At 66.8% G+C, this 15,169-nt stretch carries 12 protein-coding genes and 1 pseudogene; 8 read left to right on the plus strand and 5 right to left on the minus strand.

Translation table 11 applies throughout. The features are described 5' to 3' along the window. The first annotated feature begins 36 nt into the window (after positions 1-36). Together ACFSGJ_RS00215 and ACFSGJ_RS00220 are read left to right on the plus strand one after the other, a co-directional pair. Positions 37-1,308, plus strand: coding sequence for a cation:proton antiporter (locus ACFSGJ_RS00215; RefSeq protein ID WP_390258420.1), 1,272 nt, complete (start codon positions 37-39; stop codon positions 1,306-1,308). A gap of 103 nt (positions 1,309-1,411) precedes the next feature. Next, positions 1,412-1,797 (plus strand): annotated as a pseudogene (locus ACFSGJ_RS00220) (IS110 family transposase); the annotation flags it as partial. Positions 1,798-2,816: 1,019 nt separating this feature from the next. On the opposite strand, the gene ACFSGJ_RS00225 reads toward ACFSGJ_RS00220, so the two are convergent. Next, the gene (locus tag ACFSGJ_RS00225; RefSeq protein WP_390258422.1) at positions 2,817-3,311 is read right to left on the minus strand and encodes a gluconokinase; all 495 of its coding nucleotides are present in this window, start codon (positions 3,309-3,311) and stop codon (positions 2,817-2,819) included. A gap of 187 nt (positions 3,312-3,498) precedes the next feature. Here ACFSGJ_RS00225 and ACFSGJ_RS00230 point away from each other — a divergent pair, with 187 nt between their 5' ends. Beyond that, positions 3,499-4,017 (plus strand): lysozyme inhibitor LprI family protein, encoded by a 519-nt coding sequence (locus ACFSGJ_RS00230; protein WP_390258424.1) that lies wholly within the window; start codon positions 3,499-3,501, stop codon positions 4,015-4,017. A 162-nt stretch (positions 4,018-4,179) separates the two neighbouring features. Then, positions 4,180-5,466, plus strand: a complete 1,287-nt coding sequence (locus ACFSGJ_RS00235) for a lytic murein transglycosylase (RefSeq protein WP_390258426.1) — start codon at positions 4,180-4,182, stop codon at positions 5,464-5,466. 120 nt (positions 5,467-5,586) lie between these two features. Here the strand turns inward: ACFSGJ_RS00235 and ACFSGJ_RS00240 are convergent, their stop codons facing one another. From ACFSGJ_RS00240 to ACFSGJ_RS00250, 3 genes are read right to left on the minus strand one after another with little or no spacing between them, the layout of a single operon-like run. Further along, the gene (locus ACFSGJ_RS00240) at positions 5,587-6,966 is read right to left on the minus strand and encodes a c-type cytochrome (protein ID WP_390258428.1); all 1,380 of its coding nucleotides are present in this window, start codon (positions 6,964-6,966) and stop codon (positions 5,587-5,589) included. Between the two features lie 12 nt (positions 6,967-6,978). Then, positions 6,979-8,748: a GMC family oxidoreductase gene (locus ACFSGJ_RS00245; RefSeq protein WP_390258430.1), complete on the minus strand. Its 1,770-nt coding sequence runs from the start codon at positions 8,746-8,748 to the stop codon at positions 6,979-6,981. A gap of 3 nt (positions 8,749-8,751) precedes the next feature. Continuing rightward, positions 8,752-9,729, minus strand: a complete 978-nt coding sequence (locus tag ACFSGJ_RS00250; RefSeq protein ID WP_390258431.1) for a gluconate 2-dehydrogenase subunit 3 family protein — start codon at positions 9,727-9,729, stop codon at positions 8,752-8,754. Between the two features lie 279 nt (positions 9,730-10,008). On the opposite strand from ACFSGJ_RS00250, the gene ACFSGJ_RS00255 reads away from it, so the two are divergent. Beyond that, positions 10,009-10,215 carry a hypothetical protein gene (locus tag ACFSGJ_RS00255; protein ID WP_390258433.1) on the plus strand — a complete coding sequence of 69 codons (207 nt, stop codon included), beginning with the start codon at positions 10,009-10,011 and terminating at the stop codon, positions 10,213-10,215. A gap of 237 nt (positions 10,216-10,452) precedes the next feature. Here the strand turns inward: ACFSGJ_RS00255 and ACFSGJ_RS00260 are convergent, their stop codons facing one another. Next, complete coding sequence (locus ACFSGJ_RS00260; protein WP_390258434.1) at positions 10,453-11,205, minus strand: hypothetical protein; 753 nt, start codon at positions 11,203-11,205, stop codon at positions 10,453-10,455. 656 nt (positions 11,206-11,861) lie between these two features. On the opposite strand from ACFSGJ_RS00260, the gene ACFSGJ_RS00265 reads away from it, so the two are divergent. The 3 genes from ACFSGJ_RS00265 (at position 11,862) to ACFSGJ_RS00275 (ending at position 15,043) form a co-directional block, all read left to right on the plus strand. Then, positions 11,862-13,172 carry an AAA family ATPase gene (locus ACFSGJ_RS00265; RefSeq protein WP_390258436.1) on the plus strand — a complete coding sequence of 437 codons (1,311 nt, stop codon included), beginning with the start codon at positions 11,862-11,864 and terminating at the stop codon, positions 13,170-13,172. Continuing rightward, a complete protein-coding gene (locus ACFSGJ_RS00270; RefSeq protein ID WP_390258438.1) occupies positions 13,169-14,320 on the plus strand; it encodes a ParB/RepB/Spo0J family partition protein in 1,152 nt (383 codons plus the stop codon). The genes ACFSGJ_RS00265 and ACFSGJ_RS00270 overlap by 4 nt, the downstream gene beginning before the upstream one ends. 396 nt (positions 14,321-14,716) lie before the next feature. Next, on the plus strand, positions 14,717-15,043 hold the full coding sequence (locus tag ACFSGJ_RS00275) for a hypothetical protein (RefSeq protein WP_390258440.1): 327 nt from the start codon (positions 14,717-14,719) through the stop codon (positions 15,041-15,043). The last annotated feature ends 126 nt before the right edge of the window (positions 15,044-15,169 follow it).

Raw genomic sequence — 15,169 nt, forward strand, 5'->3', positions numbered from 1 at the left:
TTTTCGTAAGCTGCGAGAGCACCAGCCGCTGGAGGTTTGCAGCTGCTCGTCGCCAAGCACGTTCGGACCCAACTGCCTCGGCAGCCGTTGGGAAAGGAGATAAAACAGAACTGCAAGGTCCCACCGATGTTACAGCACTTGCCAATCGAGGACGTCATCATCCAGTTCACCGTGGTGATCCTCGCTTCGCTCGTGGTGCGCATCGGGTTCGAACGGACGCAGGTGCCCGGCCTCATCGGGCTGATCCTGCTGGGCATGATCATTGGTCCCGGCGGGTTGCAAGTTCTGCCACAGGAGCCCGTGGTCGAGCTCTTCGGCTCGATCGGCTTACTCTACATCATGTTCATTGCCGGTGCAGAGATCGACCTGGACCTCGTCCAGGAGCGGAAGCAGGAGGCAATGTCGTTCGGCGCGATGGCCTTTGCCTTCACGTTCGCGCCCACCTTCGGTGTCGGGCTCCTCTTCGGGCTAGAGACGGCGGGTGCGCTGCTTCTGGCGGCGGCGCTCTCGTCACATACGCTTGTTGCCTACCCCATCATCGGCCGCTTCGGACTGGCGGACCGGCGGCCCATCGTGGCGGCGACCGGAGGGACGCTGCTGACCGACACGGCGTCGCTTTTGGTGTTGGTCATCGTAATACGCTCAGTGGGCGGTGAAGGCGGCGGGTCGTGGGTCGTCCCCATTGCCTCCCTGGTGGCAATGTCCGTGGTGGCGCTGCTCGTCGTGCCCCCAATCTCGCGCTTCGTTCTGGGATCCGAACTGAACACGCAGGCCGAAAAGGCACTGTTTCTTCTCGCGATGCTGCTGGTCCTGTCGGTTCTTGCGGAAGCCATCGGCACCGAGGACATCCTGGGCGCCTTTCTGGCGGGACTCTGCCTGAACCGCGCCATGCACCGGCGCCACGATCTGAAACAGCATCTCGAATTCGTAGGCCAGATGCTGTTCATCCCGTTCTTCTTCGTTGACACCGGGATGCGCCTGCGGCTCGACGCCTTGCAGGACCTGGTCACGTGGCTGCTGGCTCTGGGACTGGTGACGGTTGTTCTTGTTGCAAAGGGAGGGGCGGCGATGGCGGCAACACGCTTCTTTGGGTACTCCCGAGCCGAGGGCTTCGCTGTTGCCAGCCTGTCCTTTCCGCAAGCCGCGGCGACCCTGGCCGTGATCGTCATCGGTCTTGAGCTTGAGCTCTTCGACGCCGATACGGCCGATGCCGTCATCATCGTGATCTTTCTGACCTGCCTGATCGGCCCTCTCCTGACCCGACACGCGGCCAAACGCATGGCCGACGATGCGTCAGCAGATCGCTAACGCACGCGAGCCGCCCAGGATCTCCGCTTGGTCCGCCGCCTGTGTCCACTCCGAGATGATCGTGGAAAGAACCTCTTCGGTGACAGATGCGCCCGATCCGCCCGGCAATTATCATCGCGCTCTGGCACATCACCTCGGCCGGACCGCTTTCGAACTGAAGCTTGTCTCCTCCGTTGCACTGGCCCGGACGCGGGAGGCCCTGCACAACAGCTGGGACAAGATGATCCGAAGGACGCCCAAGTCATCCCTTACATGCTGGAGATCGTCGCGAACGGTTGGTTCCTGGCTTTCCTGGAGAAGTATCCCCGTCGCGCATGATCACCGTCATGGGTCGGGACACGTTCATCGCTAATGCATGTGGAGCTTGTTGGCCGCAAGGCGTCCAAGAGCACTTGCTTTCGGATATTTACGCAACAGCCGTCGGATCGGTTGGACTTCCGATTCCCGGATTCCGACGCTGTCCGTATGTTCCGCCTCGGAGCCGTGGAGGCAGCTCACTGACTTCGTAGATGATGTTCGGGCCTTTTGCTTGGAATTTGGGATCTCGTATTGAGGACGGTGAGGGCCGCCAGCGCGCGTTGCTATGGAAGAGATCAATTCTTGATGGCAGAGCCCGTCTGGGCAACCGTATCAGGGCATCCGGCGCACCGGATGCCCCAGGATCTGCTGACCTAAGGAGCCAGAATTGCCCGACATAGGACGTTGTCGACATGGATGCCGCGCGGTTCGCCCCGAGCGGGCCACAGTACAGCACATTCGGGGTCAGCCAGCAGTTCTGCCTTGGGAGCCGCAGCACGCGTGAGGCACAAGGCCACGGACAGGCGAAACGGCGCCTCGAAGCTGACGTGGTATCCCGTCACCATGCGCGTGGCGCTCCCGCCGCAAGTAGTATCGCATCAGGTGATCTACGATGATGGCTACAACCTCGTCAGGCATCATGGCGGTTTCCGCCGGTCGACTACGTTTTCCGAGGAACAATAGCACTGGTCCGGCCGCCTCCTTCGGCAAGCCGCCGGACCCACCGCCAGACCGTCGCCCGGCTTACGCCGGCGCCCAGATTGCATCAGGGATCCCGCTCTCAAGGCTGCCGGACCCGGATAGATAGACCTGAACCAAGGGCCGCAAGACCGACGCCCGGCGCCGATCCTTTGCGCCGATACCTCCGACTTCTTCGCTATCGGCTTGCATCGCCACCGATAGATAGACCAGCCCTGTGAACCCTGTGCCGCAGTATAGGGATGTGCCGGAGCTGCGAGTACGGCCTCGATCGGGACGATTTCCAACAAGCGTCCCGGACGATGGCTCTGCCGCGACGCCGATCCGAACACGCTTTCCCAGCAGGAGCTCCGTCAACTCTGCCCGGGCCTCGATGCCACGCCGCGCAAATCGCCCGGCTTCCGGACGCGTGCGGCGGTGTTCAAGGCCGAACTGCCGGGACGCGGCGACAGACCGGAGAAACTCTCCCCGGCAACCGGTGTCGCATTCGGGCTAGCGCAACCTCCTGCCCCCTATTCCAGCCGCGCGAGCCCCGCCGCCGCCGCATCCACCACGGCACCCGGCGGCTGGTCGATATCCACCCGCACCACCGCCTCGTCCCCGCCCGGGGGTTCCAGCGTCGCGAACTGGTCGCGCAGCATCGCCTCGCCGGTAAAGAAATGGCCCTTGCGCTGCCCCAGCCGCCCGGCCAGCAGCTCATACGAGCCGTCCAGATGCACGAAGACGAGGTCCGGCGCCCCCTGCCGCAGCCGGTCGCGATAGCGCCGCCGCAGGGCCGAACAGGCCAGCACCACCGGCCCACGTTCCGCCAGCAGACCGGCCAGCACCGAAAGCCAGCCCGCCCGGTCATCGTCGTTCAGCGGCTGGCCCGAGCACATCTTCTCGATGTTTCCGGCCGGGTGGTAATCGTCGCCATCGACAAAGGGAATGCCAAGCCGCGCCGCCAGATCCTGCCCGATCCGGCTCTTGCCGCAGCCCGAAACCCCCATGACCACGATCGACCGCATCCCTGCCCCCTGTTCCGCCCTTTTCCTGCCGCGCATCCTTGCCCGGCCGACGCCCGACGGCAAGCCTCCGCCGGCCCGGCCGGCGCCGTTTTGACCCCTTTCCCGGGGGCGCTATACCGTCGGGTCCGGGGGTACGGGCGCGCGCCCCGCGCAACGCGCCCGCCCTACACCAGAACAGGAAGACCAGATGTCTCGCACCTTTCTCCGCCCGCTCTCGCTTGCGACGCTTCTGATGCTGCCGCTTCCCCTCGCTGCTCAGGAGACGGGTGCTCAAGAGACGGGTGCGCAGGGAACGGGTGCAGAGGACGCCGCCTGCGCCAATGCCACGACGCAGGCCGATCTGACCGCCTGCGCGGGCGCGCGCCGCGACCGGGCCGATGCGCTTCTGAACGATGCCTATGCGCAGGCCGTCGCCGCAATGCGGGACCTCGATGCCGATCCCGTGCAGCCGGGCGCCCAGCCCCTCGCCGCCGAAGAGACCCTGCGCGCCGCCCAACGCGCCTGGATCGCCTATCGCGACGCCGCCTGCGAGGCCGAGGGGCTGCGCCATGCGGGGGGCTCGATCCGCTCCATGATGATCCTCGATTGCCACACCCGCCTGACCGAGGCCCGCACCGCCGACCTGCGCTTCCTGCTTTCGCCCGATCAGGGCGGCGGGATGGAGGGGCCGGCGCTCAACCGCAGCCCGGGCGTCACGCCCGGCTGATCCGGTCCCGGCCCCCTCCCCGCACCTGACTCCCCCCGCCTGATCCCTTTGTGAACGGGCGCCGGGCGCGCGGCGGGCCGGTTTGGCTTTTGATCCACCCGCCCCGCGCGCTAGACTGTCACCTGCAGAGAAGAACAGCAGACAAGACCAAAGGGACAGGCCATGCAGGATCAACCGTTTTCCATTCCCCCGCGCCGTGCGGGCGCGCTGTCGCGCCGGACGGTCGGGCTCGGGCTTCTGGCGACCGCGCTTTCCGCCTGCGCCGGCGGGGTCCTTCCGGGGGCGGGCAGCAGCCCCCGCGCGCCCGAGATGCAGTTCCGCCCCGCCCCGAACCCCGGCTGGGACCGCTGGGTCGCATCCTTCCGCAGCCGCGCCGCCGCGCAGGGGATCAGCACCGCGACGCTCGACCGGGCGTTTCAGGGCGCGGGCTTTCTGCCCGATGTGGTGGACCGCGACCGCAACCAGACCGAGTTCACCCGCAGCCTCGAGGATTACCTCGCCATCGCCGCCTCGGACGAACGCGTCGCCAATGGCCGGGCCGAGTTGCAGCGCCACCGCGCCACCCTTGCCGCGATCGAGGCCCGCTATGGCGTCGAGGCCCATGTCGTCACCGCGATCTGGGGGATGGAAAGCTCCTACGGCACGCGGCGCGGCACTGTCCCGGTGATTTCGGCGCTTTCGACGCTCGCCTATGACGGGCGGCGGGGCGCGTTCTTTGAACAGCAGCTGGTGGCGGCGCTGCGCATCCTGCAATCGGGCGATATCGCCCCGGAACGGATGACCGGCAGCTGGGCCGGCGCGATGGGCCACACGCAGTTCATCCCCACCTCTTACCTGCAATATGCGGTGGATTTCACCGGCGACGGGCGGCGCGACATCTGGTCGGACGATCCGACCGACGCACTGGCCTCGGCGGCGGCCTATCTCTCGCGCTCGGGCTGGCGGCGGGGCGAGCCCTGGGGGGTCGAGGTGCGCCTGCCGCAGGGCTTCAACGCCGGCCTTGCGGGGCGGCGCAGCACCCGCAGCGTGGCCGACTGGACGGCGCAGGGCGTGCGCGACATGGACGGGCGCCCCGCGGGCGATTACGGCCCGGCCTCGGTCATCATCCCGCAGGGGCTCGCGGGCCCGGCCTTCATGACCTTCCGCAACTTCACCGTCATCACCCGCTACAACAATGCCGAGAATTACGTCATCGGCGTCGGCCACCTCTCGGACAGGCTGCGGGGCGGCCCGCCGATCCGGGGCAGCTTTCCGCCCGATGCGGCCGGCATGACCCGCGCAGACCGGCAAGAGCTTCAGCGCCGGCTGACAGCGGCGGGCTTCGACACGCAAGGAACCGATGGCGTGATCGGCCCGAACACCCGCAGCGCGATCCGCGCCTATCAGGCCCGCAGCGGCCTGCCGCAAACGGGCGAGCCGTCGCGCGAATTGCTGGCCCGTCTCCGGTAAAACCCTGCCCCGGATGGGAAAAGGGGGCGGCCCGCGCCGCCCCCTCCTTCCGCGGATGCGAAGCCTTGCTTCACCGCTGCTTCCGCGCAAGCTGATCCCCTCGCCCGGGCCGCCCGCCCCCTACTGGGTTTCCGGCTCAGGCGGCGGATCCGGCATCGCCTCGGGCTCCTCGCCGCGCAGATCGGCCACGTCCTCCGCGCTGACCGCATCGGCCCGGTTCGACCAGGCGGTCCGCAGCCATGTGGCAAGCTCGGCCACCTCCTCGTCGCTCAACCTGTGGGCAAAGCCCGGCATCCGGATCCGTTTCGGCCGCGCCTCGGTCGAGGGCAGCGCATCCCCGTAAAGGATCATGTGGACCAGCCCCGCCGGTTCAGGCGCCGTCACCAGATGGTTGCCGTCCAGTTCGGGAAAGACCTCATCCGCGCCGCGCCCGTCGACGAAATGGCAGGCGTTGCAATTGTCGAGATAGAGCCGCGCCCCAAGGCTCATCCCCGGATCGGCCGAGGTCAGCATGACCGAGGTCTCGTTCTCCGCCAGCCGCTCGAAGGCGGTGACATCGGGCTCCTGCAGCGGGGCGGGTTCGCCCGCCGCCGGTCCCCCCGACCCGATATGGCGCAGATAGGTCGCAATCGCCGTGATATCGTCCCCGGTCAGGTGCTGGAGCGAATCCTCGACCACCAGCGCCATCTCGCCCACCATGCTCGCATGGGCATTGCGCCCCGTGGACAGGATCAGTTCCAGCTGCTCCTGCGACCAGCGTTGCGGCGGGCTGTCGGGCGCGCGCAGGTTCGGGGCGGTCCAGCCCTCGATCATGCCGCCGGTCAGGAAATTGTCGTCCCGCGCGGTGGTGCCGTCCTGCGCATACCAGGCGGTGCGCGGGCTGTGGCAGGCGCCGCAATGGCCCGGCCCCTCGACGATATAGGCGCCGCGGTTAAGCACATCATCCTCAAAGGGCGGCTCCCACCCCGCCTCGGGGAGCGATATCCATTTCCACGCACGGATGCCCCAGCGCTGATCGAACGGAAAGGGCAACTCGTTTTCGGGGATCTCGTTGCGGGTCGCGGGCACCTCTTCCATGAAATACCGGTACATCGCCCGCACATCGGTTTCCGAGATCAGGCGATAATTGTCATAGGGCATCGCGGGATAAAGATGCGCCCCGTCCTGCCGCACCCCATCGTAAAGCGCCGCGCGGAATTCATCGAGGCTGTAGGTCCCGATGCCCGTTTCCGGGTCGGGCGTGATGTTCGATGAATAGATCGTGCCGAACGGGCTTTCGATCGGGCGGCCGCCCGCGAACTGCTCGCCATCCTCGGCGGTGTGGCAGGCCGCGCAATCGCCCAGCCGCATCGCATAATATCCCTCGCCCTCGGCCGGTTCCCAATCGGCGGCCAGCGCCTGTTGCGGCCCGGATGTCTGCGGCGGCACAAGGATGAAGGCCGCAAGGCCCACCAGTCCCAGAACCACCAGCACGCCAAGGATGCGGAGAAACCGTTTCATGCCCGTTCCTCCTTATACCAAGGGCCGCGGGTTCGGCAGGTAATCCCGCCGGATCGCGTCCGCCGACCAATAGGCAAGGCCCCCCACGATGCCCGTCGGGTTATACTGGATGTTCTGCGGAAACGCCCCTGCCCCCATGACAAAGACGTTGTGCACGTCCCAGGATTGCAGATAGCGGTTGATCGCCGATGTGGCCGGGTCGTTCCCCATCACCGCGCCGCCCACGTTATGGGTGGTCTGGTAATCGGTCGTGTCGTAACTCGCGCCCTCCTCGCGGAAACTCGACGTCCAGCTTGTCGGGTTCATGGATTCCACGATCGGCTCGATCTGGCGGCGCATGAACTGGGTCATGGCGATCTCGTTCGGCTTCCAGTCGAAGGTCAGGCGCAGCAGGGGCCGCCCGTGCCGGTCGGTATAGGTCGGGTCGAGGTCCAGATAGGTATCGCGATAGGCCATGTTCGACCCGTGGCTGCCGATCCCCATCGAACGTCCATACCATTCGCCGATGCCCTGCTTCCATTCCGCGCCCCAGGTCTTCGTGCCCTCGGGCAGCGACATCGACCGGATCGGCTGGCCGTTGGTCTGGCTGTTCGAGATATAGCTGCCGCCGATGAACCCCTCGGCCGCAAAATCGATCTGGTTGATGGCGAAATCGTCGATCGCGACGCCATTGCCGCCCGCCCCCACAAAGGGGTTGAACTCGATATCCCGGAAATAGAGCGAGGTGCTCCCCATCATCTGATAGGAATAGTTGCGGCCCGTCACGCCCTCTCCGCTCGCGGGGTCATAGGGCTGGCCGATGCCCGAGATCAGCATCAGATGCACATTGTGAAGCTGATAGGCCGCAAGGATCACCATGTCGGCGGGCTGGAACACCTCTTCCTGCGCCGCCTCGTCGAAATATGTGACGCCCGTCGCCGTCTGCCCGTCGGCGGCCAGTTCCACCCGCAGCACCTCGGCCCCGGTGCGATAGCTGAAATTCGGCCGCCGCTTCAGCGCATCCAGAATGCAGGTCTGCGGCGATGACTTGGAGTAGTTCAGGCAGCCATAGCGTTCGCAGAAGCCGCAGAAATTGCATGGTCCAAGCTGCATCCCGTAGGGGTTCACATAGGCCTGGCTCGCATTCGCCGCCGCCTGCACAAAAGGGTGATGGCCCATCGCCGCCGCGGCCTCGGCGAACATCCGGTTCGACAGCGTCGTGGGCAGGGGCGGCATCGGAAAGGGGTTCGCGCGCGGCGCCTCAAAGGGGTTGCCGCCCGGCTGGATCTCGCCGTTCAGGTTGCCCGCCTGCCCGGCGATGCCGCAGACCTTCTCGAACCGGTCCAGATAGGGCTCCAGTTCCTCATAGGTCACGCCCCAGTCCTGCAACTGCATGTCCTCGGGGATGATGTCGGCGCCGAACGTCTCCTCCACATAACTCCGCAGGCGCAGTTCCTCGGCCATCGGGCGCCAGTGCACGCCGTTCCAGTGGATGCCCGCGCCCCCTACCCCATCGCCCAGAAGGAACGAGCCCTGCCGCCGATAGGGCAGCGCCACCCCTTGCGTGTTGTGCCGGATCGTCAGCGTCGATTGCCGCGTCTTCTGCATGAAGCCGAAGCGGATGCCGTATTTCAGTTCGTCCGCCACGTCGGGATAGCGGAATTCCGGCACGGTGTCGCGGTCGGGCCCGCGTTCGAGCGCCAGCACCTCCAGCCCCTCCTCGCACAATTCCATCCCCATGATCGACCCGGTCCAGCCGAGCCCCACGATCACCACGTCCTTTCTCGGGTCCTGACGCGCCATCGCTCAGGCCCTCTCGCCGGAAATCGAGACCGGCCCCAGCGGGTAGGGGATGTTGTCCTTGTCGACCCATTCGAGGAAACTCGCCCGCGCGCCCGGAAACCCGATATAGACCCATGATGCCATCTGGTGGTTTCCTCCGTATTGCGGATCGGCGAAATAGCCTTCCTTGGTGTTCTGAATCAGCATCGCAAAGAACTCGCGCAGCTCATTGGGCATGATCCGGGGGGCGGGCGGCGCGGCCTCCTCCTCGCCCTCCCCTGCCCCGGCTTCTCCTTCCCCGGCGTCCGTGGTCCCGGCTTCACCCTCCTCGCCCGCTTCGCCACCCTCGCCGCCATTGTCATCACCGCCCTCGGCCCCTTCGCCGCCCTGCCCCTCGGGCGAGGCCGCGGTTTCCCCCGTCGCCTCCTCGCCCTCACCGGCAGCGGGGCCGAGCGCCTCTTCCGCGCGTTCCGCATCGGCCTCCAGCGCCTCCAGCGCCGCGTCCTGCAGCTCGGGCGTAAGTTCCGCGAACCCCGCGCCATATTCCGCCACGCACCATTCATCGAACCGCGCGATGCCCGCGCGATAGATCTCGGCCGGGGTCAGGGGCGTCTGATACCCGAAGTCGGGATCGGCGTCCGGGTCATGCGGGCCTTCCATATACCATTCGGCGGCCTGCCCGAACGGCCCGGCCAGCTGCCGGTCGATGAAGACGGGCACCCGTGCCTCGATCGCGCCCGGCCCCTCGCCCTCGGACGGGATGATCCGCGCCACCGCCGCCAGCACGAAGGCCCATTCGGGCGCGGTCAGGAATTCCGGCTCATACTGCTCCAGCGGCGGGACATCCGCCTGCGCCCAGAGCGGCGCGGGCAGCGCCCCAAGCGCCATGCCCGCCGCACCCGCGCCCAGGAAACCGCGCCGCGTGGTCGAGATGGGGCCGGAATGCCCTGTCGTCGTCTGCCCTGTCATCGGGGATTTTTGTACATGATCTTCGGGGGTCATCCGTGTCCTCCGGTTGGCGAAATGGCTGCCGGGGACCGTGGGCGTGCAACCGCCGGCTGTTACGGTCCTTTGGCCCAACCCCTTCTTCCGCCAAGGGTTCCCCGAAAACTCCCGAAACCGTGAGGCCCCGCAGCCTTTCCCCGGGCCGCGCCTCATGCCGCAGCGCAGCATCTGCACTGGGCGCATGGCGGGCCTTCCCCGGCGTCATTTGTTCTGCGGTGCAGAAAAACCTATCATCGCGCCAAGCCGAGCTTGAATTTTCGCAAAAGGATTATCGCCATGGCCACGTTTGCCGCCCACCGCACGGATGACCTCCCCGCCCCGGTTTCCGGATTTCTGCGCGCGACCTTCCACCTTCTCTCGGCCTCCATCGCCGCCGCGCATGAGGCCGAGGAACTGATCGCTTCCAGCGACCGCACCCTGGCCCAACGTGGCCTCGACCGCAGCGCGATCGGCCCCTACCTGGTCCGCAAGCACTTCGCCTGAACGTTCCCGGCGGGACCTGCGGCATTGCGCAGCCTGAACCCGCGGCCGGAACAACCGCCGTGGTTCAGGGCCATATATCACGGCGCCAACTCCCTTCGATGCACCTTCCTCAGGTGCGGCCTTTTCCCATAACAGCCGTCTCGTGCTGCCGGTGGTCCGGACCGTCGCAGCAGCCATCCCCGGCGATCTTCCAGATGGCCGGCCCGGTTCCGCCACGGGATAGCCCCCGGGCGCAGATCAGGGGCAGACGCTCAGCCGTCTTATCGTCCCGTCCTCGCGCTGCACCGCGGTCAGCAGCCGCGTCAGATGGTGGGTGGTCACGAAACTCGCGTGAAAGCGCGACGGCGCCTGCAGCACCAGATGCCCGCCCTCGGCCGGCCCCTCGGGCACCAGCGCGCGGAACCATGTCCGGGCCAGCGCCGGATCTTCCCCAGACAGCTGCCGCAGCGCCCGGTCCCAGACGCCCACCGGCCCGTCCGCGGTCTCCCCTTCGCCGGTATCCTCCGCCCCGGCCCCTGCGCCGACATCCGTGTGGCGCGGCTCGAAACGGACCACATTCGCCCCCTGCCCCGCCGCCGTGTCTCCGGCCGGTTCGCTCATCCGCGTGACATAATCCGGCCCGACCGCCGCCCAGTCGTCCCGCGTTCCCGCCAGGATCGCCGCGAGGTCGAGCCCATGCACCGCGACCCGGCCCCGCTGCGCGGCGCGTTTCTGCACCAGCCAGCCCATGGCCCGCAGCCGCGCCACCTCACGCTTGACGGTGCGTTCATCGACCCCCCACAGCGCCGCCATCTCGCGCTGGCCGACCGCGATCTCGTCGCCCTGCCAGTTGTAGCGGGCGACAATCAGCGTAATCAGCCGCAGGGCCAGACGCTGCCGGTGCTTGTCGCCGTGACAGCCATGCACCCCAAGCGCGGTGATCAGGTCGTATTTGCGTGCGGCAGCCTGCCGTCCCACGGGCCGTACGCCCGTCACGGTCGGGGGCATCATGCCTGATCCGGCCACCTTCATCCCATCGCTCCTGTCCCGCGGCGCAGTCCCGTTTGCCGGGCTCGGGCCGTCATCGCTCTGCCTCGGGCGGGGTCATGTCCCGGACGTTCCGGGCGGGGTGTCCTGCAAATCCGCATCCACCCCGCCCGGTCTGCCCGTAGAAAGCCGTGCGGAGCGTCGGGTCGCTGACCCTTCCCCGAACCGGCCACCGGTGTTTCCCGGCGTTTTTCCCGCTCTCTGGCTGATTAGCGTCCAGATACACGATTCTGTCAACCCCGAGGCATCAGCGGGGCTTTGGGCAGGTGCTCGCGGCCCCTTCCCGATACCTTTTTTCAGATCGAAAAATGGGTTCTCAGGTATTGGGGGACATATTGAGTGTCACCCGAAAGGGCCTTGATGTCCCCCCAAGCAGATGCGGGCCGGCGCGTCTGTCCCCCCAAGATATCGCGGCTCGCCGCGGGGACCTGCCCGAATCGCCCCCGGGCCGTCGCTTCCCCGGACCTCTCGATTTCCCCGCGGGGAAATCCCTGTTTCCCTTGGGCGCAACGCGATCCGATTTCCCCGCGGGGAAATCAGAACCAAGAATATCGCGGATTGCGCCAAACGCAAGTTCGGCGTATTTTCGGTTTCAACGCTGAATAACGATGAGGCAGTGAATGTATTCCCACCGCGACCTGCAGACGCTGCGGGACACCTCGCTCAAGATGCAGGGCTGGATCCGCAAGCAGACCTTCTCGCCGCAGATGGAAAAGACCCTGCGGCGCTTTTCCTCGTGGGAGGTGGCCGAGCTCATCTTCCGCGTCAACCAGTCCACCTTTCGCGGGCGGCTGATGGCGGACCCGTCCCTTCCCGATGGCGAGGTCGAGGAGGACGGCCGCCAGCGCTGGTTCAGCCTCGAAGAGATCAACGAGATGCGCCGCAAGATGAAGGTGAACCGCAAGGGTCTCCTGCCGCACCGCCCGGCGGGCAAGCGGGCGATCCGGGCGGCCATCGCCAACTTCAAGGGCGGCGCGGGCAAGTCGACCGTCGCGCTCCACTTTGCCCATGCGGCGGCGCTCGACGGCTACCGGGTGCTCTGCATCGACTTCGACCCACAGGCGACGCTCAGCCATTCCATGGGCCTCACGGATGTGAATGAGGAACATACCGTCTGGGGCATCATGGCCCGCGACCTCGTGCGCGAGACCGACCGCATGAACCGCGCGGCGCAAGGCGCGGAAAGCGGAGCCGCCCTGCCCCGCCGCAAGCTGCCGGCCCAGATCACCGATATGGGGCTTGGCGACCTGCGCGCGATGGACTTCATCAAGCCGACCTGCTGGCCCACCATCGATCTCGTGCCAAGCTGCGCCAATGCGGCCTTTGTCGAATTCGCCTCGGCCCAGTATCGCCATATCAACCCGGACTGGTCGTTCTTTGCCGCCGTGTCGCGCTGGCTCGACCAGCTGCCCGACGACGCCTATGACATCATCCTCTTCGACTGCCCGCCCGCGATCGGCTATCAGTCGATGAATGCGGTCTTTGCGGCGGATGTGCTCTATATCCCCTCGGGGCCCGGCTACTGGGAATATGACAGCACCACCTCCTTCATCGGCCAGCTGGCCGAAGCGCTCGAAGATCTCGGCGCCGGGTTCGAGGGGACTTTCCCCGCGGGGAAGATGCGCCTGCCCAAGGCCTTTCTCGACATCCGCTTCCTGCTGACCCGGTATGAACCCGGCAACGACCTGCACCGCGCGATGTTCGACGCCTTCCGCAAGGTCTTCGGCGACCGGGTGACCGACAACCCGATCGAGCATACCCGCGCGGTCGAACAGTCGGGCCGGTTCCTGAGCTCGGTCTACGAGATCGACTATCGCGACATGACGCGCGAGACCTGGCGCCGCGCGCGCACCACATTCGACAATGCCTATGGCGAGTTCCGCACCAATCTCTGCGCCGCCTGGGACCGGCTTGAGGAGACCGAGGCATGAGCAAGAAACGCCGCATTTTCGACATTGAGCTGCCGGACGATCTGCCCGAAGACCTGCCGGTGGATCCGCCCGAGGAAGGGCCGGCGTCCGCGGCCGCCGAGGATGAGATGCCGCCGCTGGAGACCAAATCGGCCTTTGGGCGGCGCGGCCCCATGGCGACCGCCATCGGCGAGAATGCCGATGCCCTGCGCCGGCGCCGGTTGCAGGAATCCGCGATCCGCGAGGAGAACGACGCGCTCGCCCATGAATTCGTCCGGCTCAAGAAACTCGGCCTTATTACCGACCTGATCCCGATCGACGCTGTGCAGACGAACAAGCTGATCCGTGACCGTTCGCGCCGGCTTGATCTGGAACTGGATGACCTCAAGGCCTCGATCCTGGCGGTCGGCCTCTCGAACCCGATCCGGGTCGAGCAGGTGGCGCCGGGGGTCTATGAGCTTGTGCAGGGCTGGCGCCGGCTGAACGCCTATCGCGAATTGCTGGTGGAGACGAAAGACCCGCGCTTTGCCCATATTCCCGCCGGCCTGATGCCCAAGGGCGAGGCGCTCGACGATCTCTATCGCCGGATGGTCGATGAGAACATGGTCCGCAAGGATATCTCCTGGGCGGAGATGGCGAACCTTGCCCGCGCCTATGCGGGGGATGAGGCGACGGGCTGCCCTGATCTCGACACGGCGGTGAACCTGCTGTTCGCGACCGCCTCGCCGCAGAAGCGGAGCTATATCCGCCGGTTCGCCTTTCTGATGCAGCAGCTGGAAAAGGTGCTGGAACACCCCGAGCAGATCCCGCGCGCCCTGGGGCTGGAGGTCGCGCACCGGCTGGAAAGCGAACCCGGGACGACGCGGGACCTTGTGAACGCGCTGCAGGCGGCGGGCCGTCACAGTGCCGAGGAAGAGGTCGCGATCCTGCGCGAGTTCGTCAAGTCGCCCGCGGCGATTTCCCCGCGGGGAAATCGGGGCAGGGGGCGTCCGGCCAAACGGGGCAAGACGACGCTGCGCCTGCCGGTCGCGCTTGGCGAGGTGAAATGCACCGCCTCGGACGGCAAGGTCGAGTTGCAATATGCGCGCGACTTTTCGTCGATCGAGCGGGAGCGGCTGGAAGCGGCCATTGAGGCCTTCTTTGCCGCCCTGGAAGGCAAGGGCGCGTGAGCCCCCGATTTCCCCGCGGGGAAATCGCGTTGGGGTGGGCATTTCCCCGCGGGGAAATCCGGGGCGTGGCATGCCGTTTTCCCGGTGGGGAAATGCGGGTGCATGCCGGCGATTGATGTAAAATGCACTCCCCGGGCCGGGGGCTGAGTTCCGCTAGTATTGGGCTCCCTAGGTGCTGCGCAAAATGGCCTCATTTTGCGCATAACGTGTGCCGGGAGCAAGCTTTATGCGAGGTCCGATGCGGGCCAATGTCTGCCGCTGCCGTCGCAGGTCCCGGGTCCCGGGGCTGGGGGCGGTGCAGGCCATGGGCATGGCGGCCCCATCGCGCTATGGTCCGCGAACCGGTCCCCGGTGGCGCGACATTCGGGGGCGGACCCAATGATGAGAGGTGCCTCAATGACCCCCGGAACCCCAACGATCCTGCTGCTGGCCGGCGCGCTTGCCGGAATGCTTGGCGCATGTGCGGCACCGCCGATGGCCCCGACAGGTGCGTCCACCGGGGCGCCGACAGAAGCGCCGACCGACGTGGGGCGGGATCCCGATGCACGCCCGCAGGACGAGGTGCCCGAACAGCGGCGGTTGCCGGATGGCGGCCGGGAATACCGTTTCTCCAATGGCTGCGTCGTCGTGCTGGAACCCGAGCGGGCCGTGCTGCGAGACGAAGCTGCGGTGTGCGAACTTTACCAGCGGGATATCGCGCTGCTCTATGCCTCGGCCGATTGAGGGCAGAAGGGCAGGGGGGAGGAGGCGGGGCAGGGGCCGTCCGCCGGTGCGGGTCATTCGCCTCTCGTCGGGCGGGGCGGACCATCGCCCGAGTGCTTTCGGAACCTTCAACAGCCGGTTTGTCGC

Source organism: Halodurantibacterium flavum (genome assembly GCF_042681825.1).
In the GTDB taxonomy this organism is placed as follows: Bacteria; Pseudomonadota; Alphaproteobacteria; order Rhodobacterales; family Rhodobacteraceae; genus Halodurantibacterium; species Halodurantibacterium flavum.

Coding starts and splice junctions, on each gene's coding strand:
- ACFSGJ_RS00225 (WP_390258422.1), bottom strand. CDS start 3,311: ATGCGGTCGATCGTGGTCATGGGGGTTTCGGGCTGCGGCAAGAGCCGG.
- ACFSGJ_RS00265 (WP_390258436.1), top strand. CDS start 11,862: ATGTATTCCCACCGCGACCTGCAGACGCTGCGGGACACCTCGCTCAAG.
- ACFSGJ_RS00230 (WP_390258424.1), top strand. CDS start 3,499: ATGTCTCGCACCTTTCTCCGCCCGCTCTCGCTTGCGACGCTTCTGATG.
- ACFSGJ_RS00240 (WP_390258428.1), bottom strand. CDS start 6,966: ATGAAACGGTTTCTCCGCATCCTTGGCGTGCTGGTGGTTCTGGGACTG.
- ACFSGJ_RS00275 (WP_390258440.1), top strand. CDS start 14,717: ATGACCCCCGGAACCCCAACGATCCTGCTGCTGGCCGGCGCGCTTGCC.
- ACFSGJ_RS00235 (WP_390258426.1), top strand. CDS start 4,180: ATGCAGGATCAACCGTTTTCCATTCCCCCGCGCCGTGCGGGCGCGCTG.
- ACFSGJ_RS00255 (WP_390258433.1), top strand. CDS start 10,009: ATGGCCACGTTTGCCGCCCACCGCACGGATGACCTCCCCGCCCCGGTT.
- ACFSGJ_RS00250 (WP_390258431.1), bottom strand. CDS start 9,729: ATGACCCCCGAAGATCATGTACAAAAATCCCCGATGACAGGGCAGACG.
- ACFSGJ_RS00270 (WP_390258438.1), top strand. CDS start 13,169: ATGAGCAAGAAACGCCGCATTTTCGACATTGAGCTGCCGGACGATCTG.
- ACFSGJ_RS00245 (WP_390258430.1), bottom strand. CDS start 8,748: ATGGCGCGTCAGGACCCGAGAAAGGACGTGGTGATCGTGGGGCTCGGC.
- ACFSGJ_RS00260 (WP_390258434.1), bottom strand. CDS start 11,205: ATGATGCCCCCGACCGTGACGGGCGTACGGCCCGTGGGACGGCAGGCT.